Below are 17,985 nucleotides of genomic sequence, written 5' to 3'. Positions count from 1 at the left end.
ATGAATCACGATATACAACTGTTTATACACGACTCATTTTTTGATTCATTTTCCTCTTTGCCAAAACATATTCAAAAGCAAACAAGGGATCTTTTGAAGAAGTTCAGAGAAAACCCCACATCATCCGCAATTAACTATGAAAAAATAAGTTCGTTTGCTGATCAGAGCTTAAGAACCGTTCGCGTTACTGATAAATACAGGGCTATAGTCCAGGCTCCTGAAAAGGGGAATGGGTATCATCTGCTCTGGGTTGATAACCATGACGAAGCGATGGATTGGGCGAAAAATAAAATATTCAAATGGAACCTTGAAACGCAGGGTTTTCAGCTTTTTGAACAACCCCAGGAACAAGTTATTAAAGAAGCGTTTGTTAAGGAGGAAACGCCACTTTTTGACAATCTGACCGATGCTAATCTATTGTCAATAGGCGCTCCTGAACAGATGATAGGTTTAATAAGATCGATATCGTCTGTTGATGATCTTAACAATTGCAAAAACAATCTGCCGGTAGATTTATATGAATACTTGTTTTATATAGCAGAAGGGATTCCGCTTCAAGAAATACTTGAAGATATTGAGACTGGTAAAACCAATGAAAATCCTATGGAAAGCAGCAATGCTTTGAAACATGCGTTTATACTAACAGACGATACGCAATTGGAAGAAGTTTTGAATGGCAGCTTTGAAAAATGGAAAATCTTTTTGCACCCAAGTCAACGTACCTTAGCTTATCGCAATTTTAATGGCCCGGTTAAGGTAACCGGTGGGGCCGGTACTGGCAAAACTGTTTGTGCTTTACACCGCGCAAAATTCCTTATTGACAATGCCGGAATTTTTGATCGTCCTGTGTTATTTACTACTTACACCAAAAGTTTGACGGGGTATTTGCAGGACACCATAAAGGGTTTAGGTCTCTTAGAAAGTCAGGTCGAGATTATTAATATTGACAAATTGATCTTTGACTTAGCCAACAATTCTGAATACAGAATATTTAACTCTAAAGTGGGTTACTTTTCAGCTGAACAAGAGAAAGGGATTTGGAGCCAGTCTTTGGAAAAATATCCATCTCAATTTGATGTAGAATTTTTCTTTTCCGAATATAATGAGATAATCTTACCCCAAAATATATCGTCTTTAGCGGAATATAATACTGCTTCGAGAATTGGTCGAAACTCCCGGATTGGCAAAAAAGACAAAATCGATATTTGGGCGGTAGTTGAAGAATTCAAAAAACAAAAGGCAGGAAATTATTCTAAATTAGAATTATGCAATTTGCTGGCTGACTATTTTAGAAAACAGAAAACCAAACCATATTCATATTTAATATGTGATGAGATCCAGGACTTTAGTAACCCGGAGCTGAGTTTGTTGAGATCATTGGTTGAAGAAAAGGAAAATGATATGTTTTTGGTTGGCGATCCCTATCAAAACATATATAAAAGGACGCTTAATTTCGCAAGATCGGGAATCATTGTAAGGGGAAGAAGAAGTCGTAAATTAAAAATCAATTATCGAACAACCGAAGAAATAAAACATCTTGCAATGAAAGTCGTATCCAATTTGCAAGTGGATGATTTCGATGGAAATCATGAAAACTTAAAAGGCTATCTATCATTAATGCATGGCAATGAGCCTTTTTATCAAACATTTGTTACGCCAGAGGAAGAAGATGAATTCATATTGGACAAGCTGAAAGTGTATATAGGTGGCGGTGAAATACAGCCAAGCGAAATTAGCTTGTGCTCACGCACGAATGGTGGTTTAGACGATCTCAAGAAGTCGCTTAATTCAGCAAATATTAAATATTTAGACCTCAATAGCGCAAAACAAAATATCAACGCCATAAACGTTTCGACTTTCCATAATATGAAGGGGCATGAATTTAAAGTCGTTTTTGTTAAAGGGATGTCTGAGTTAAGTGTACCCTATAAATTTGCTAACTACTCTAATCTGACTGATAGAGAACGAGATTCATATGACCAACAGGAAAGATCTCTTTATTATGTGGTTTTTTCGAGGGCCATACAATCTATAATAATTACAGGTGTTGGGGAAAAAAGTAGCTGGTTTTAAATTACATTTTATTTAGATTCATTGAATTGAATATACGTCTAAATTTGTGTAAAAGTGGAGGTTAAGTATTTACTAAGCAAACAATAATATGTTAGTCGTAAACTGAATTCTTATTTTCAGGCGACTGACAAAACACAACTGTAATGTTTTTTGGCAAATGGGGTTAATTCCATTGACGCCAGTGCTCCGTGCAAAGTGTATCGGCAAACTATATGGCGATCTAATAGCACATATCAATTATTATAATATAAAAAAGTCAATTAGTCTGTGTTTTTAGTTGGTCGATTTAACTGCTCAGCAACCTTCAACAAATAATGTAGAGTGTGATAATCAACATGGAAATTTAACCTTGTTAAAAGATAATCACAGCGCATATTAATCATATTTTCTTCATATAAAGCTTCGGGACTTTTTTTGATTGTAAGATCTAAAAGCATATTTTGCATAAGCGTGTCGCTTTCAATTTCGGTTAATAGGTTTACAAAATCTTCTTTTGCCTCCCAGCCAGGAGAGCACAATCTTAACTCACGAAAAGTCTCGTGTGGATAAAGATCAACCTGTATCTCGCACATTAACTTTTCAGCCGTTTCATCTAAATTATCACCGTCAAATGGATCTTCTTTATCGAAAATCCCGGCGATACAAGCGACATAACTAATAAAACTATCCTTGGTTCCAATCCAACGTGGTTGCCAAAATGTCGGTGAAAAAAAGTCCTTCATATCTGGGTTATCGTGTTCAATTACCCTTTCACGAATTTGTACAAGTGTATCAATAGCAGCATTAGCTTTATTAGCATTCTTCTCTTTTGCAAAAGCCATTAGCGTAGGAACACAGAAGAGGCCGCCTGATTTACCAAGCACAGTGCAAATACTTTTAAAATCATCTTCAGATTCGGCCTTTCTTAGTGCGTCGTGCAGATATAATTCCTCTTTTTGGTGGGTTTCACTGTAGCCGCTTAAAAGTAGCTTTAACATAATAAAATATGTCTTTAATGACGCCATATTATCAAAGTTACGGATGTCTTTCAATTATACTAATTCAAATATTTTCCTGGATACCAGTTTGTTGATTTATCCAGCAGTATGGGTGGGTGACTGCTATTCAATCACCCCCCACGCAATCTGGGGCCTGAGAAATTTTCTTTTAGAGGTAAATTTAAGAAGGCGAAGCAGTTGAATTCAACTGCTTGCCTTCATTCCTGGCGGTACCAAGCGGCATTGTTTGAGGTTATAAAAAAACTTGGTTCTTTAATAAACTTCTTTTTCTGGATTTGAGAGGCAGATAATAGACCACATAGTGTTCTCTGATCTTGATGAGAAATTTATTATTGAATTCCTCAAAATCTTGTTTTAAAACGGTCAACTTATTTCCACCTAAAGTAAACCATTCCAAGATAGTATCATCCTGAATATTGTCAACTAAATGGAAATGGTAGTAGCTTGGTCTAAGAGGATCAACGATGAAAAACGGGAATTTCCAGAAAGACTCCGTTATGTCCTTCTCGTAAACATGTATTATAGGTTCCAACGAAAAAAAGTCTTCATGTTCCTTTAGAAAAAAGGAAATACTTAATGTCCCATTATCAATTTTGAAATCCTCCGCGTCTTTTTTTCCAGGTTTTTCCGCGAGACTTCTCATATCGAATGAATAACTTGCTTTAACGTATGGCTGTTTTTTAATTAATGGGATAGCTTGTTGCCATAACCCCAGTATTTCAACCATTTGACTTTGTGATAACTTATCTTTCAAGCAGCATAATCTATCCCCTCTTGTTGATGAGGCCAAATTTTGCATTTTATGACAGATATCATTAAGTAATATTTGATCGTTTGTTAAAGAAATGTCGCCAATTGATCTATCATCATGCATCAAATATGTTTCATAAGAAAGGATATCGTCAGTGTTGTTTGCAACTCCAATAAATGGCAGTAAAAAGGGGAAATGCGCACGTTCTCCTTGGTTTGCGTTATATATAAAATGATAGCCAATTAATTTTTCATACCCATTTTTCTTTATGCTAATTTGCGAGCCTTTTTCATCAAATAAAATTCGATCAATTTCGTCAAAGCCTCGACTTGTAATAAACAAGCGACCTAATTCTTTTTTGGGATGAATTGAAATTTCATGCCAAGAAATTTTTATGTCTAAATATTTACACAAGCCGTGATTATCGATTTCGATGCCTGGCCAATAATAGGGCTTAAAATCGCCATTATGCCCTTTTATAAACCTCCCTAATCCGTAGAAAGTGTGTTCACAAAGTTCTTGCGACGGCATTCCGCAATTGCAGGCGACGTAGATAGCGTCTTTCTCAATCCCGATAAAAAATTTCTGAACAAGGGTTTCCTTATCCTTTAGAGCAATCCCTATTACTCCTGCGTTAAAGCTAAGGAATTCGTTATGAAGCTTTTTTATCGCCTTGTTTAATATTACTGGTTTTAGAAAATGCTTTTCCAAAACTTCATTAGTTAATATCTGATTACTGTTTTCAAAAGCAATTTTGTAAAAATATAATTCATTATATAATTCTTCGGAAGTAGCTTTAATTTTGCTTTTTTTCATCTTAAATTGTTTTTTAGCAAGTAGGTAGGCAAGACGGTATCTGGTACTACCGCCCGCCTAATCTACTGCGTCCTACACAGGTGTCCGGGTCTTTAAAGTAGCCAGGTAAGGTGGCGTGATACACAAACCACCTCCCTTAACTACTCGGGCGCTTAGCGGTGCCTTTTAATTTTTTTTGGCATTAAAGCGAGGGACATAAATAATGCCCCAAGCCTTTTGCCTTTCGTCCTAGCGAATTTCGTCGGCAATAAACTGAGTGACCAAAAGTCACCCAGCTCAATTGCGATCCAACGGGGTGTCAACCTTTATTTCTTCCATCGTAAAACCTGTAATGAATTGCTTGTATATATTTTCCGTTGTTATCAGAATTAATTCGACTTTTTGTTGTAGTAATGGTAAAATGTTCTTGTCAATCTGAAAATCATTTTTGTACCGCGCATCTGAATAACCGGTTTGAAGTATCGAAAAGAGTTGCGAGCCTTCTTTACTTTCCAGTTCGAAAATTTCGGCGAGTTTCGGTGTAAGAAGTAATGTAATATTTAGCATTCGGCGTAAATTATGTGCAGATGGACGATATCCTAAAAACAGCTTAATGATTGCCATTAGACTATTTTCAACAACCTGATGTAGCATAAATAATGCGAGGGTGTCAGACCCTTCTGCAATATAGTACGTAGCGCCTTTCATAAATTCTTTTCCCTGTCGCCCCCATCTGTGCCAGTCGTGATTAACTCTATCCAACCAAATAGCTTTTGGAATTTCTTGTGGCTCCGGAATTTTGACATTTTTGCCCTCATATATTTTAATACCTTTAAGCATTACAATGTTCCAGAAACGCTTGCCAGCCAAAACTGCATTTCGCGCGCTGCTTTCTTTGCTAACAAATGTGAACACGTTGGCGAGAAATCTGCAATGATCTTCAATCTTATTGCCTACTTCATGTTCCGGGGTTCTTTCATTGTCGTTTATTAGAACCGTTAGATAGTAATTAAAAGGGTCGTTACTTGTTCCCAACGCCACAATCATCCTCACACATGGTATTCGCTTGATTATAAGGTCTCTAATTTCTTCTAATTGCCTTTCTTGAGCCTCAGTTAATTCGGGATGTATTTGTTGTAGTTGTATTTCCTCGTCTATGCTTTCCCTATCCAGTGTCCCCAATTTAGCTTGGCTTAATAAAGATTTTTCAAGGTAAACTTCTTTTGTCTCGCGCTGATGGATTAGCCACCCTGCGGCATATAGTTTCAATAAGCTTTCGTACACTACAATTATGTCACCAGCATTTAGAACATCATCTGATGGAATATTATATAACGATGAGTGAAGCCATTCATGTAATTGATCTCTATAATGTTGGGGTTTTAAAACCTTAAAAGATTTTTTTATTGCAATGAAAGGATTTGCAAGTTCATCATCAGAGAGATTTTTGGGGAAATAGGCCCATTTTTTTTGTTCTTCTTTTAGTTGTTCTGGTGTTGCAATTTTATAATCATATGAGTGTCGTTTGTAATCAATGAGTAAAAGATGCATTGCCTCAATAAATCTTAGGTTCATATCATACTCAAATAATAACGTCCCTGGCCCATGTCCATCTTTACCTTTATAATATCCTTCGTGGGTTACGTAATAGCGCCATGTTTTTAAATTTTTTTTATGGTCCTTTGGCCAGCCAGTTGAGTAAAAGTCACTAATGACATAAAGCGGGTTTTGAATTTCATTAAAGCGCAAATGCTTTGGATAATGTTCCCAAGGTGCTATATTTTCGTAATCCATAATATTCAATTAAGTTGGGTTTTCATTAACCAACAATGCAAAGGAACAATGACTTATTGGTGTACCGAACCACAGATGTTTGTACTTTACCATTCTTTGGTTGTATAATAAAACTTTTTGATAATAAGAATCTTCCAATACGTCTATTTAACGACAGCAATGCAGGCAGCACATTTGCTGCCTTACACTACTGTGTCCTGGCTGTCAAACAAAAAGCATCTATCTAATTCTTGATAAGCGGTGCACAACTCAAACCGCAAAAGCCATGGTGATTCAATTAGTCTTCAGCCGAACCATCGCTTGCCTTACTATCAGCCTCTATCGACGGGGCATTGTGATTTGCCTCCAATATTAATTTGCCTAATGGTGTGAGGCTGTTCCGGTATTCGTCATTAAGTCTTGAATCAGTACCTTCAACCTGATTAATGATCCATGCGGCAGAGTATAACTTACACATATTTTCATAAATGTTTGTCATGCCAATGCTCAATTCTCCCTCATCAATTGGCAAGGTATACAATGCAAAAAGCATCCATTCTTTCAAATTTTCGCGATAGTCCACCAGGTTGGCTTTTTTGAACACCTTCTTAATCCGCTTGTAAGGATCAAGCAATTCCGATTTGGATAAATTATCAGGAAAAAAAGCCCATTCTTGTTGCCCCTTTTCCAGGATAGCATCAGTTACTTTGTTTCGTTTGCCATAGCCATATTCGTAGCTGCACAGAAGCAAATAACATGCTTCGAGTAGACGGATATTCCGGTCATAGATGAAAACCAATTCACCGGGGCCGTGCATTTCACCCCGATAAACCTTACTGCTCAATGCGTATTTTTTCCATTTTTTTAATTCGCCCAAATGAATCTCAACCCAATCCCCAAAAAACTCGTCCAAGACAAGCAAAGGGTTCTGGATCTCTTTAAAGTTTAAATATTTAGGGTAATTCTCCCATGGTGCGACCTGGCCAAAATTCATAACCGTTACTTACTACCTGCCTGTTTTGACTGGTGAGACAAAGGAACTATAAGTGAAGAATGTACCGAACCATTAATGATTGTGTTTTACATTAAATGCAATGTTTTGTACATTTACAGTTTAAGGGTAATTTTAACCATGGCAGAAACTTTAAAGATTGGGCGAAAAATAAGTAGGGTGCGAGAAATTATCGGTATGAAGCAAGAAGCTTTAGCTACGCTTCTCGGTGTTAGCCAGCAGGCTATTTCTAAAATTGAACAAAGTGAGAAAGTTGAGGATGAGATATTAGAGAAGATTGCCGATGCGTTAGGCGTATCCTCCGAAGCAATTAAGAACTATAGCGATGAGGCTGTAATTTACAATATTCAAAATAATTATGAGGGGTCAAACAATCATGGTGCAAACCATATCAGCCAACATCATTGTACATTCAATCCATTAGATAAGGTGGTTGAATTGTATGAACGGTTGTTGAAAAGCGAACAAGAGAAAAATGACCTTTTAAAAAAGTAAAGCTCGTACTTTTTTACAACTTCTAAAAAAGGCAGGTATCAACAATACCTGCTTTTTTTTTATTAAATAATTTCTAACTGAAGGAATAGACTTTACTGCCGTCTGTCCAACGGTTTCCTGCAACATCGTCATTAGGAGGTAAATTATATCGATGTTTATTAACTAAAAGGCAACTTAAATCATTTAATGTAGCGTATTGTTATATAATAGCGTATTATTTTTACGTTTAGTTAAGTCTAAGCCAAAAACGATTTGATTTTATTTAACCGCCTACTTATTCTATGAAAAAAGCCATTTACAGTGACAAAAAAATTGTCATTGATATTCTAACCCTTTCATTTTACGACAATCAAAGCGTAAATTATATCATAAGCGAGAAGCACAATAAAACCCAAATAAAAGCTCTAATGGATTATTCTTTTGAGCAATGTTACCTTTTTGGTAGTATATACCTTTCCGATGATATGGACGCTTGTGCGTTAATTCTATATCCGCAAAAAAAGCATTTTAGTTTTAAAGCTATTTGGCTGGACATCAATTTAATCTTCAAGGCAATCGGAGTAACGCGCATTTTTAAAGCGTTAAAACGGGAGGCTGCAATAAAAAAATTGCAACCGAAAATCGACATGGCTTACCTCTGGTTTATCGGAGTAATACCAAGTTCTCAGCATACGGGAATTGGAAGCAAATTGCTTACTGAAATTATAGAGGCGAAAACGAAAGAACATTTGCCTGTATTTTTAGAAACATCAACTGTCATAAACCTACCTTGGTACAAACGATTTGGATTTGAAATTTATGCAAAATTAGAGCTGGGTTACACGCTTTTTTTCCTTAAAGTTGATCAAAACTAAGGGAATTATGCTGGTGTTCGGTACGCAAATTCACATTGTCACCTTCATTTTTATAGTGCTGGAATTCTGCATGTTTTTTTTCCAGATACTTTATTATTTGTTTCGGCCGCAGGATAAGATGCGCTTATGGTATCTTTTATTACTTCTTCTTTTTCAATTTTATAATATTACTGGAGGTCTATTTCCCGATCCCAAAATCAATATTCCTGTCCCCACCCAGTTAATGATAGCTTATGGAAGTGGATTTTTGATGGCATCTTTTTTCCCGTTTTATTTTTATAAAGCATTCGATTTAAAAACCTTGCGCTGGCATGCATTGTACGGGGTTCCTCTATTCTTAATGTTGCCGTATTTAATTTTCTTTGTCATTGTTTACGCTATAAACGGAAAACTTAACGTAGATATTAAATTTGGGATGATTGTTCCATTCATCTACGCAGTAATACTACTTTGGGTGATATTTAAGGCAATAAGAAAAAAACATGAAACTGAAAGAAATAGAAATCAATATTTAGAGGAGATCGCAATGTATTGCGCGGTTATTCCGTGGCTCGCATTGACTTTTTTCGGGTTGGTAGAATCAAGTCAGCTTCTAGAGGTTTTATGCACAAATACAGGAATTGTTATCCTAAGTATTCTTTTTATTTCAAGATCGATCAGAAATGCAAGAGTTGAATACGAACAGTTGTTGGAATTCAATACGGGGGGTGCCCAGAGGAATAATCTTGAGGAAATGTTCCGCTATTACAAACTTACTAATCGGGAAATTGAAATTGTGCTTTTGGTGAGAGAAGGCTTAACCTACCGGGAAATATCGAATAAACTTTTTATAGCGGGGAAAACCGTTGAAAATCACATGCAGAATATTTATGAAAAAACAAGCGTAAAAAATAAAGTAGCGCTGCTCCATAAATTATTTCCATCCTAAAATATCGCGATAAAATCTTCGTAGTGGTTTATACCTATTCTGTTAAATGAGTGAAATCCCCTATTGCTCAACGGCTTATTCCACATCTATTTTGCGTAATAATTAAAAAGATAACGCAAAACGACAAAAACAGAAAGGCGCATAAATGTATAAGAAAACGTGGGGACGGGCCTATCCTTATGCCTGGTTGGATGAGGTGGTGGAGGTGACATTAAACCCGGAAAAAACAAATGTTATTGAATTAGAATTTCAACAGCTTGAAATTATTGCAGGCCAATTCGACCAGGAATTGCAAAGTGTATTAAGGGATCTAAAAGCGAGCACATTTTATCTTATTTCTTCCAAGAAAATAAAGGCAACTGTCACGCAATATTATGATTCACTCATACTGCTGGAACGGCAAGCCATGGAAAACCTGGCCGCATACCCCGAAGACCACCCTTTAGCCACAACAGGGGAAACCATTATTTTTTATATCCGAAATATGGGCATCGTCTTTAAAAAAAGGTATGGTAAATATATAACGGAAACCGGGGCTGATAATAGCATGACGCCAGCTAAGCGTATGGTGGTTTCTAAATTATTATGCAAACTTAGCGCCGACCAGATCGGTATTATTCTCAAGGCCGCCGACGATACCAAAACAGTACTGGCCAGTTCTATGAGTGTAATTTTTCGTTCAGTTGTTCCATACCTATCTACCGATAAGAACAAAAACCTTTCCTGGGATAGTATGCGCAAAAGTACTTACCATATCGAACAGAGCGACAAGGAAGTGGCCATCGCAACCCTGGAAAAACTCATTTTAAAAATTAAGGGCTATTAACGCATAATCCGTTTTCATTTGAAAGCCTCCCGTTTTCGGTGGGGCTTTTTATGTATTTTTTTTAAAAAATTAAAAAAGCCACCTCAAAATAACGCCCTGAAAATCAGCAAGGCGCAAGGGCGCAAATCAGGGCGCAGATAAAAGTTGCGCTTTTTGGGCATTCCAAATCCGATGTACTTTGCTCCCATAATCACCAAAGGGATAACGATGAAACAGGCTGAACTGACACGTATTTTTCTTGAATCTGTTACCGGTGGCACCGCTAAAGCGCTATCAGAAACAAACATTCAAACTGCGAGTGTCAGCAAAGCGGAAGCCTACCGGCTGTATGGCCGTTCACAGGTTGACCGCTGGATTTCCGAAGGCTTATTCAAGCCTTTAAAGGGCCAAATCTACATCTCAAAATCAGGCATTGACCGAGAAAAACTGGAAGCTATTGCAGCGGCCAGTAATCGCGGAACCTATCTGCCGGTTTCGGACAGATAAACCTTCCCGCTTCGGCGGACAGGTTAATGAACGTTTTTTGACATCATGGGATGAAGCATTACCCGGCATTGAGCCGGGAATCAGGAAGCAGCTACAGTAACCCGTGCTATGCAAAAGCACAGGCGGGACTGGACAACAGCGAACCCTGGGCAGCCCGTTTGGGCATGGTCTGTACAGGCCAACGCAGGTAGTCCCGGATTTTTATCAACCGGTAAAAGTGAATTGTTTGGGTTCGTTACCCATTGCCGGTTCCCATTAAATTATAATACGATGAATACAGCTAACCAGCACCACAGAGATTACCGTAAAAGAAAAGCGGCTGAACTACCTTACTACCGAGTGCAACATACACTGCCCTTAGGCGAAACACCGGCTGTTGCCGCCTGTCTGCATTCGGAAGGATTATCGGAATTAGTGACAGCTGACCTCCGGGAAGTTTACTATTATAAAGTAGACCAAAATAAAAAGCGTAGGGAGTTTTGTGCCGTTGGCTGGCCAAACGAAAATGGAGGCTGGGAAATCAGGCATCCCAATTTCACAGGTTGTCTCGGCCCCAAAGGAATGACCTTTATTTCCGGTGAAGCTGGCCACCTCGTTATTTTCGAGGAGTTTACCGCTTACCTCTACTGGCGGTATTTTCATAAGCAGTATTACCCCAACATCCTGATCCTGAATTACCCTGAATTTCTGGGCGCAGCCAAAATGAGAGCCCTCAAGTTCAACTCAGTAACGGTATGCTTCGACCAGGAACAAATAACGCTCATTAAATCTTCTGGCGATGGATTTGACCCTATCAACGCAGCAGCTTAAACTTATCATCCGGGAAGCTGCCGAAATGGGCGCTATCCAGGCGCTAACCAAAGTAGGTAAACTGAAACCCTACCTCAAAAAGTCGGAAGCATTCCGAAAATACGGGCGGGCCAATATCGAAAATTGGGCTGAAAAAGGAATACTCACCATACGCAAAGACGGGGATCATTCCGCCGTTTGGCGCATTGATAGGCTGGAAGTAGCGGCGATAGCCAAATCCATTGAACTTTTACGCTATCTGTAGGATTTGACCCATTTACAAATTGCAAAACAAATGAATACATTAATTAACTACAATGCGCAGGAAATCAGGGAACAGGTTTCCCCGGTTGACTTTTTAGCCCGGTTGGGCTATCACCCGGCCTACAAATCCGGCAAAGAACTTTTTTATTTGAGTATGCTGCGGGAAGAACGCACACCCTCTTTTTGTGTTGATGACAAACTCGGTGTTTGGTACGATTGGGGGGGCGCTAATCCATCGGGCATTAAAGGCGGCAACGTGATTGACCTTGCGCTGGCTTATTGGTACCCACTCGGTTTCAGAGACGTATTGGAGAGAATAAATGAAACCTGTAATATTGAACCAGGAGCGGCACCCTCTACAAACCGCGAAAACTTTAGGCCAAGAAAAGCAACCAAAATACCTAATTATAAAATTTCAGAAGTTAAAGACCTCGGTAATAACCCAGCCATTACAAACTACCTGCAATCCAGGGGCATATGGCCGGTCGCTCACCAGCATTTAAAGGAAGTATATTATTATATCGAGGACGAAAAAAAACTCCGCAAATACTTTTTTTCGGCAGGCTGGAAAAATGAAAATGGTGGTTGGGAGGTCAACAATCCTTACTTTAAAGGATGCCTCGGCCCGAAGGGATTAACCATAATTTCCGGTGACTCTGATCGGCTGGCCTTGTTTGAAGGAATGATCGATTACCTCAGCTGGAAGTTTGAACAGCAGGATGACGGTGAAACAGTCATTTTATTAAATGGGGTAACATTTATCGAAGCGGCCATCAAACGAGCTTCAGATTTTAATGATAGAACCATCTTTTTTGACAATGATGAGGCCGGTGAAGATGCAAGCCGGACTTTTGTAAATGCCTACCCACTGACTCATAACAGCGCTCCAAATTATGTCGGTTTCAAGGATTATAATCAACGGCTGGTATCCGAACTGGCTAATCTCTATCGCCTTCCCGCCACCGATACCAATAACCTGGTAAAGACCGGCCTGCGCAGGTAATTCCTTTATAGCTATATATACGGATATACCAATATACAGCTAACTGGATAGATTGCAAGTTATATAAACGCTTAGCTGTTTATACAGCTATAGGAATATCTCTTTAGTTATATATCCACTTAGTCATTTATTCAACTATCCGAATATTTATATAAATAACTATTCAGCTAATCAGCTATAGGTATAAATCGCTAACCAGCTATGTGCTTATTTATATAGTCCGATAGACCTCTATTGGCATAGCTACATATACAGCTATCTGCATAGTTACCTATTCATATATAAACATTAAAACTTATGGAAATCACCATCACCTGGACAAAAATCTTTGTCGTTACACTCACTTATTTTTCCGGCCGATACCTTTATTATTCTTTTCTAAAATGGTATTCAGGCAGTTATGCGCCCTTTGACCCAACAGAATTTTATGAAACGTCCTCTTATTCTGAAGGCTGGAAGATGGGACATCTGCACGGCAGCCACAAATTGCGGATCAAATGCGAAAAATACCGCAGGCAAATTGCGGAACTGAAGGAGAAGCATAGAATCTCAGATATAAAGGTCAAATCCTTAGAAGATAAATTGCTTGATTGATGTCCTTAATACTTTTCTTTTTGCTGGCCAGCTTTCCTTAACCATTTAGTTTTTTAGTATGCAAAGGTATTGCGTTTTGCCTTTTTGACCTGTCAAGGGTATATAAACCGCGATTGCATCACGGCCCTTGACAGGTCAGGCAAACGCTTTTCATACCTCCATAAAAAAACTAAATGTATGTCATGGAAAATCTGATTTTAAGCCCTCAATCGCAAAACGTAATTACGGATTACATCAACAAAAGCTGCCTTGTGCCTTATGAAAAACATCTTTTAAACGAGATGCTCGAAGCGGTAGAACAAAATAACCAAGCTAAACTGGACTGGTTTAATAGCTTTGGAAAGGATCTAAGGCACATGACCATGAATGTTTATGCCTATCGTAAAGGACTGGAATTTGGCTTTACGGAAATAGGTTTTGATAAAAACGGCTGGTTTATTCAACCAAAATTCCTGGAACGGGAGGATATTATATTAGGGAATCCCGACAGGTTCAGCGAACACAGTATTCTTTATTTAGGCCGGGGGCAAAATCCTATCTGGACTTATACCCTGGATTATAATTACGGGTTGGCTGGCGGCGGGTCGCATATCTCCGTTTACGATAAGCAATTTAACAGCCGTCAGGAAGCCTTAACAGCCGGGTTAAATGACCTAAAGGCCAAAATGACCGCCGTTATCGGCCATACCGACACCACCAATTTTAAGCAAAGCGTTATCCTGCTAACCCTGAATGCCATTAAACAGGCACAAATAAATTCGGTACAACTGGCCCTGTTTTAACAGGGCTTTTTTTTTCCAGCGCCTGAATATAGCTGCATATATGTATAGCCGTTTACACAGCCCCCCGTTTGTTTTTCAAGCGGCAAGTTGTGTTTTTGTGTCACAAAAACTTACTTGCCCATTGCCGCAAAGCGCCATGGGATGGGAAAACCTGCGCAACTTGGTTTTCCTTTTAAAAAAATAAGCCGATGGATCAACCCCGCAAGCCTTTTAAAAAATCGGGGCGACCCGAATTACAACAGGGAAAAAAGGAACGCTTCATCCGGGCGAGGCTGACCGAGGATGAATACAACAAGCTTTTTGCTTTAGAAAAGGAACTCGGTATGAACCATACCGACCTGATCCGGCACCGCCTTTTAGGCAGCCAGCATAAACAACTGGTTAACGCCCGCGAAGTTTTAAATCGGCTGGATGTAATGGGCGCAGAATTAGGCCGGGCAGGAAATAACATCAATCAGCTGGCCAGGCATGCAAATATCCTGAACAAGCGGGGACGGCTCGACGAAATGGTGGTGAAGGAGTTCAACCTGCTTTTCCGGGAATATGCCCGAATCCGTAACGATACCGAAAAATCGCTCCGGCAAATTATACGTTTAATCCGGGGCTGATATGATCGTTAAATTTTTAAGACCTGCATCCTCTTTTAAGGGTGTCGGCTACAGTTTCGCCAAAATGCTGCTGGATAAAGGTGAATTGATGGAGGTAAAAAATTTCGGCGCATTAGCAGGACTTTCTAACCCACGCGCAGAAGATTATGTCAATTACCTGGAGGCAGTAACCGATAAGAATAAACGTATCGTTTACCCACAGCTGCATGTTACCATTTCAACGAAAGGCAGGGATCACAGCAAATCGGAGTTAACTGATATTGCCGAAAAGTGGTTGGAGGGAATGGGTTATGGCAGCCATCCTTATTTGATTATTTTTCATAAGGACACTCAAAATAACCACGTACACTTGGTATCCACGCGTATCGGCAGGGATGGCAAAAAGGTTAAGGATAGTTACGAAAGAATAAAGGGCTATCAGGTATTGAATGAAGTTATGGGCCTGGACGAAAACTTGCAGGTACAAAAAGATAAGAACCATGCTTTAACCTACAACTTCAGTTCAAGGGCGCAGTTCATGATGTTGCTTGAAGTAAAAGGATATACCATAAATCTGAAAGATGGTATTTATCAAATCTTCAAGTTCGGTAAAAAACTGGATAGCCTGCCCGTTGAAAAAGTTGATGAACGCATTGCCGATCACCAGCAAAATAAAAAGCGGTTAGAGCAATTGCGAGCCATCATTGAAAAATACCGGCCCGATTTTAACCCTGCACTTTTTCCTGAAACAAGTAAACTGGCAGGAGGCGGCGAAGGAAAAACGACAGGCTATAATTCCGAATTGGCCGGAATGCTGCAAAGAGATTTTGGTCTTCAAATCTTCTTCCATGCCAAAGACGGTAAACAACCCTATGGATATACGGTAATTGACCATGCAAAAAAAGCCGTGTATAAAGGCGGTGACCTGATGCCATTAGCCGAGTTTATCAAATCGGCACCTGAACAAGCCAATCAAACCACCATCAATAAGCCTGTAGAGATATCCGAATTTCTTGAATCCAAAGATTTTGAACCCCCTCAAATTGATGGCGACGAATCGGAGCATTGGTTTGCTGATGACATAGAAAATTATCACACCGAATTTACAGGATTTCAACCCCCAGGCATATACGTCCCGCCATTGCGAATTGAATTATCCGATGATATTGACGACGAGCAGATCAATGGCCGGAACCGCAAAAGAAAACGCAAGGCAAGAACCAATACACGATAACCCTTTAAACTTATTTTATGATCATACTTATCGGCAACCAAAAAGGTGGCGCAGGGAAAAGTACGCTCACGCTGCTGCTGGCCAACTACCTCACCACTGTCCATCAGCATCCAGTTACCATACTGGACATGGATTACCAGCAATCTATCGCGGCCAAAGCAGAAAAAGCGAAAATACTGGAGAATGAACCACTTTATGACGTGGTGCCCACCGACCTAAAACAATTCCCGGATCTGCTACAGGTAATCAGCAAAAAGAAAAAGGATATCGCCATTTTAGACATGCCGGGCAAGATGGATGATGACGGCCTGATCCCTGCAATCGCGGCAGCTGACTTTATCATATGTCCTTTTGCCTATGACGAGTTTACGGTGGACTCAACGATCCTTTTTGCAATGGTAGTGCGCCGGATCAATAACCGTGCTCCAATGATATTTATTCCTAACCGTATTAAACAAACGGTTAAATATGAAACCCAGGCCGAGGTGGAGAAGGTAATACGTCAATTTGGCCCCATCATTCCAAGCCTTCCCGACCGGATCGACTTCCAGCGCATCAGCACGTTTCAAACCCCGTTGATTCTGTATCCGGTCGTATTGCCGACGCTCAATTGTATCTACGAACAATACCTGTTTAAAAAGGAGGCCATATGACTAAAATACGATCATTAGCCGACGAACTGAGGGAGAAAATGCGTCAGCAACCCGGTATCGAAGAACCCGAAACGGAAAAGCAAAGTCAACCAAACGCTAACAATCAGGATAAACCCGTCAAGAAGAAAGCCGGTAAGCCGCCGCCCGAAAAACCATCAGTAGAGCTGGAAACCATATTTGCTGAACTGACCGCTTACGAATTAACCGGAAATGAAAAACTATTGATCCGGTTGGATGGCCGCACAGTCTTTATGCTCAAGCAACTTAAAGTGACCAAAAGTATCGACATGAACAAGTTGATCGCTTACAGCCTCGACAGCTTTTTTAAAGAGCGTCCCGAATTAATTAATTACATCAAAGCATCCCTGCAAACCATTGAATTATGAACTGGAACCATTTTATACTATTGCTCATTGGCATTTACCTGGGCTATTACGCCGTCAATATTTTAGCCGACCTATACCTGAAACAGAAAGCACCCGGCGGAGAAACTGATCAGGATATCCTGTTTTTTTCCGAAGACTCCCAGCCCGAAATTATTGTCTACGATGACGAGCCTGAGCATGTGGTAAACGGTGCGACGGCACCTCAGCGGGAATCTCCAGCCCAGGAAACTGCGCCCGCCTATCCGTCACCTGTATTAGAATCAACAGGTGCGGTCAGCCTAAAAGAATTGATCAAAGTTGCACAGGCGGGCTTGCTGCAATACACCAAGGCAATACCCTATTGACATGAAAAATCAATCATTGATTTTAAAGACAGCATCCGCTGTCTTTTTTTTTGCCTTCACATTTAAGGCTTACGCCCAAGACCCGCCCGGCATCGATGATTTCAACCAGGCTACACAGCAACTCCACAGTGTGTATTTCAGCCTTTCAGATCTCGTGCTGGTTATCGGCGCGCTTACTGGCATCATCGGCGGTTTGCGGGTCTACACCAACTGGCAGATTCGAGGCCATCGGCACCATCACCCGATTGATGCACAGGTTATCGGCTGGTTCGGTTCCTGCCTGTTTCTAATACTCGCAGGCATCTTCATCAAAGCCCTTTACGGGATTTAACAATCCATCATTTTTTTATTCACCCCT

21 protein-coding genes are annotated in these 17,985 nt (G+C 39.7%); 17 read left to right on the top strand and 4 right to left on the bottom strand.

Translation table 11 applies throughout. The features are described from left to right. Complete coding sequence (locus tag IEX80_RS04470; protein ID WP_188832057.1) at positions 1-2,073, top strand: UvrD-helicase domain-containing protein; 2,073 nt, start codon at positions 1-3, stop codon at positions 2,071-2,073. Positions 2,074-2,333: 260 nt separating this feature from the next. Here the strand turns inward: IEX80_RS04470 and IEX80_RS04465 are convergent, their stop codons facing one another. The 4 genes from IEX80_RS04465 to IEX80_RS04450 form a co-directional block, all read right to left on the bottom strand. Then, on the bottom strand, positions 2,334-3,050 hold the full coding sequence (locus IEX80_RS04465; protein WP_188832056.1) for a hypothetical protein: 717 nt from the start codon (positions 3,048-3,050) through the stop codon (positions 2,334-2,336). Positions 3,051-3,303: 253 nt separating this feature from the next. Beyond that, entirely contained in the window at positions 3,304-4,638 is a 1,335-nt protein-coding gene (locus IEX80_RS04460) for a hypothetical protein (RefSeq protein WP_188832055.1), read from the bottom strand. 276 nt (positions 4,639-4,914) lie between these two features. Next, positions 4,915-6,411, bottom strand: a complete 1,497-nt coding sequence (locus IEX80_RS04455) for a HEPN domain-containing protein (RefSeq protein WP_188832054.1) — start codon at positions 6,409-6,411, stop codon at positions 4,915-4,917. Positions 6,412-6,688: 277 nt separating this feature from the next. Further along, the gene (locus tag IEX80_RS04450) at positions 6,689-7,384 is read right to left on the bottom strand and encodes a hypothetical protein (RefSeq protein WP_188832053.1); all 696 of its coding nucleotides are present in this window, start codon (positions 7,382-7,384) and stop codon (positions 6,689-6,691) included. Between the two features lie 138 nt (positions 7,385-7,522). On the opposite strand from IEX80_RS04450, the gene IEX80_RS04445 reads away from it, so the two are divergent. The 16 genes from IEX80_RS04445 to IEX80_RS04370 all read left to right on the top strand — a co-directional run bounded on the left by IEX80_RS04445 (position 7,523) and on the right by IEX80_RS04370 (position 17,958). Further along, positions 7,523-7,897 (top strand): helix-turn-helix domain-containing protein, encoded by a 375-nt coding sequence (locus tag IEX80_RS04445; RefSeq protein WP_188832052.1) that lies wholly within the window; start codon positions 7,523-7,525, stop codon positions 7,895-7,897. A 281-nt stretch (positions 7,898-8,178) separates the two neighbouring features. Beyond that, positions 8,179-8,751 carry a GNAT family N-acetyltransferase gene (locus tag IEX80_RS04440; RefSeq protein WP_188832051.1) on the top strand — a complete coding sequence of 191 codons (573 nt, stop codon included), beginning with the start codon at positions 8,179-8,181 and terminating at the stop codon, positions 8,749-8,751. Continuing rightward, a complete protein-coding gene (locus IEX80_RS04435; RefSeq protein ID WP_229701509.1) occupies positions 8,738-9,679 on the top strand; it encodes a response regulator transcription factor in 942 nt (313 codons plus the stop codon). Before IEX80_RS04440 ends, IEX80_RS04435 begins: the two co-directional genes overlap by 14 nt. A 145-nt stretch (positions 9,680-9,824) precedes the next feature. Continuing rightward, on the top strand, positions 9,825-10,505 hold the full coding sequence (locus tag IEX80_RS04430; RefSeq protein ID WP_188832050.1) for a hypothetical protein: 681 nt from the start codon (positions 9,825-9,827) through the stop codon (positions 10,503-10,505). 207 nt (positions 10,506-10,712) lie between these two features. Next, the gene (locus tag IEX80_RS04425) at positions 10,713-10,991 is read left to right on the top strand and encodes a hypothetical protein (RefSeq protein ID WP_188832049.1); all 279 of its coding nucleotides are present in this window, start codon (positions 10,713-10,715) and stop codon (positions 10,989-10,991) included. Between the two features lie 108 nt (positions 10,992-11,099). Next, on the top strand, positions 11,100-11,801 hold the full coding sequence (locus tag IEX80_RS04420) for a DUF8464 domain-containing protein (RefSeq protein WP_188832048.1): 702 nt from the start codon (positions 11,100-11,102) through the stop codon (positions 11,799-11,801). Then, on the top strand, positions 11,770-12,045 hold the full coding sequence (locus tag IEX80_RS04415) for a hypothetical protein (protein WP_158993882.1): 276 nt from the start codon (positions 11,770-11,772) through the stop codon (positions 12,043-12,045). The genes IEX80_RS04420 and IEX80_RS04415 overlap by 32 nt, the downstream gene beginning before the upstream one ends. 30 nt (positions 12,046-12,075) lie before the next feature. Then, on the top strand, positions 12,076-13,047 hold the full coding sequence (locus IEX80_RS04410; RefSeq protein ID WP_188832047.1) for a DUF8464 domain-containing protein: 972 nt from the start codon (positions 12,076-12,078) through the stop codon (positions 13,045-13,047). A gap of 297 nt (positions 13,048-13,344) precedes the next feature. Next, on the top strand, positions 13,345-13,641 hold the full coding sequence (locus tag IEX80_RS04405) for a hypothetical protein (protein ID WP_188832046.1): 297 nt from the start codon (positions 13,345-13,347) through the stop codon (positions 13,639-13,641). Positions 13,642-13,823: 182 nt separating this feature from the next. Next, positions 13,824-14,423 carry a hypothetical protein gene (locus IEX80_RS04400; RefSeq protein WP_188832045.1) on the top strand — a complete coding sequence of 200 codons (600 nt, stop codon included), beginning with the start codon at positions 13,824-13,826 and terminating at the stop codon, positions 14,421-14,423. A 188-nt stretch (positions 14,424-14,611) separates the two neighbouring features. Beyond that, a complete protein-coding gene (locus IEX80_RS04395) occupies positions 14,612-15,031 on the top strand; it encodes a plasmid mobilization protein (RefSeq protein WP_188832044.1) in 420 nt (139 codons plus the stop codon). 1 nt (position 15,032) lies between these two features. Further along, positions 15,033-16,244, top strand: a complete 1,212-nt coding sequence (locus IEX80_RS04390) for a relaxase/mobilization nuclease domain-containing protein (RefSeq protein WP_188832043.1) — start codon at positions 15,033-15,035, stop codon at positions 16,242-16,244. A gap of 17 nt (positions 16,245-16,261) precedes the next feature. Next, the gene (locus IEX80_RS04385; RefSeq protein ID WP_188832042.1) at positions 16,262-16,897 is read left to right on the top strand and encodes a ParA family protein; all 636 of its coding nucleotides are present in this window, start codon (positions 16,262-16,264) and stop codon (positions 16,895-16,897) included. Beyond that, positions 16,894-17,283 carry a hypothetical protein gene (locus IEX80_RS04380; protein WP_188832041.1) on the top strand — a complete coding sequence of 130 codons (390 nt, stop codon included), beginning with the start codon at positions 16,894-16,896 and terminating at the stop codon, positions 17,281-17,283. The genes IEX80_RS04385 and IEX80_RS04380 overlap by 4 nt, the downstream gene beginning before the upstream one ends. Further along, the gene (locus tag IEX80_RS04375) at positions 17,280-17,627 is read left to right on the top strand and encodes a hypothetical protein (protein WP_188832040.1); all 348 of its coding nucleotides are present in this window, start codon (positions 17,280-17,282) and stop codon (positions 17,625-17,627) included. The genes IEX80_RS04380 and IEX80_RS04375 overlap by 4 nt, the downstream gene beginning before the upstream one ends. 1 nt (position 17,628) lies before the next feature. After that, positions 17,629-17,958 (top strand): DUF4134 family protein, encoded by a 330-nt coding sequence (locus tag IEX80_RS04370; protein WP_188832039.1) that lies wholly within the window; start codon positions 17,629-17,631, stop codon positions 17,956-17,958. The last annotated feature ends 27 nt before the right edge of the window (positions 17,959-17,985 follow it).

This window comes from Mucilaginibacter rubeus (assembly GCF_014643835.1).
GTDB lineage: Bacteria > Bacteroidota > Bacteroidia > Sphingobacteriales > Sphingobacteriaceae > Mucilaginibacter > Mucilaginibacter rubeus.
This window is presented reverse-complemented; position numbering and strand designations above follow the sequence as displayed.

Bases quoted from the DNA above. Each gene is read 5' to 3' on its own strand.
- IEX80_RS04390 (WP_188832043.1), top strand. From the start codon at position 15,033: ATGATCGTTAAATTTTTAAGACCTGCATCCTCTTTTAAGGGTGTCGGC.
- IEX80_RS04405 (WP_188832046.1), top strand. From the start codon at position 13,345: ATGGAAATCACCATCACCTGGACAAAAATCTTTGTCGTTACACTCACT.
- IEX80_RS04450 (WP_188832053.1), bottom strand. From the start codon at position 7,384: ATGAATTTTGGCCAGGTCGCACCATGGGAGAATTACCCTAAATATTTA.
- IEX80_RS04430 (WP_188832050.1), top strand. From the start codon at position 9,825: ATGTATAAGAAAACGTGGGGACGGGCCTATCCTTATGCCTGGTTGGAT.
- IEX80_RS04385 (WP_188832042.1), top strand. From the start codon at position 16,262: ATGATCATACTTATCGGCAACCAAAAAGGTGGCGCAGGGAAAAGTACG.
- IEX80_RS04410 (WP_188832047.1), top strand. From the start codon at position 12,076: ATGAATACATTAATTAACTACAATGCGCAGGAAATCAGGGAACAGGTT.
- IEX80_RS04395 (WP_188832044.1), top strand. From the start codon at position 14,612: ATGGATCAACCCCGCAAGCCTTTTAAAAAATCGGGGCGACCCGAATTA.
- IEX80_RS04455 (WP_188832054.1), bottom strand. From the start codon at position 6,411: ATGGATTACGAAAATATAGCACCTTGGGAACATTATCCAAAGCATTTG.
- IEX80_RS04380 (WP_188832041.1), top strand. From the start codon at position 16,894: ATGACTAAAATACGATCATTAGCCGACGAACTGAGGGAGAAAATGCGT.
- IEX80_RS04440 (WP_188832051.1), top strand. From the start codon at position 8,179: ATGAAAAAAGCCATTTACAGTGACAAAAAAATTGTCATTGATATTCTA.
- IEX80_RS04415 (WP_158993882.1), top strand. From the start codon at position 11,770: ATGGATTTGACCCTATCAACGCAGCAGCTTAAACTTATCATCCGGGAA.
- IEX80_RS04370 (WP_188832039.1), top strand. From the start codon at position 17,629: ATGAAAAATCAATCATTGATTTTAAAGACAGCATCCGCTGTCTTTTTT.
- IEX80_RS04375 (WP_188832040.1), top strand. From the start codon at position 17,280: ATGAACTGGAACCATTTTATACTATTGCTCATTGGCATTTACCTGGGC.
- IEX80_RS04425 (WP_188832049.1), top strand. From the start codon at position 10,713: ATGAAACAGGCTGAACTGACACGTATTTTTCTTGAATCTGTTACCGGT.
- IEX80_RS04400 (WP_188832045.1), top strand. From the start codon at position 13,824: ATGGAAAATCTGATTTTAAGCCCTCAATCGCAAAACGTAATTACGGAT.
- IEX80_RS04445 (WP_188832052.1), top strand. From the start codon at position 7,523: ATGGCAGAAACTTTAAAGATTGGGCGAAAAATAAGTAGGGTGCGAGAA.
- IEX80_RS04460 (WP_188832055.1), bottom strand. From the start codon at position 4,638: ATGAAAAAAAGCAAAATTAAAGCTACTTCCGAAGAATTATATAATGAA.
- IEX80_RS04420 (WP_188832048.1), top strand. From the start codon at position 11,100: ATGCAAAAGCACAGGCGGGACTGGACAACAGCGAACCCTGGGCAGCCC.
- IEX80_RS04465 (WP_188832056.1), bottom strand. From the start codon at position 3,050: ATGTTAAAGCTACTTTTAAGCGGCTACAGTGAAACCCACCAAAAAGAG.
- IEX80_RS04470 (WP_188832057.1), top strand. From the start codon at position 1: ATGAATCACGATATACAACTGTTTATACACGACTCATTTTTTGATTCA.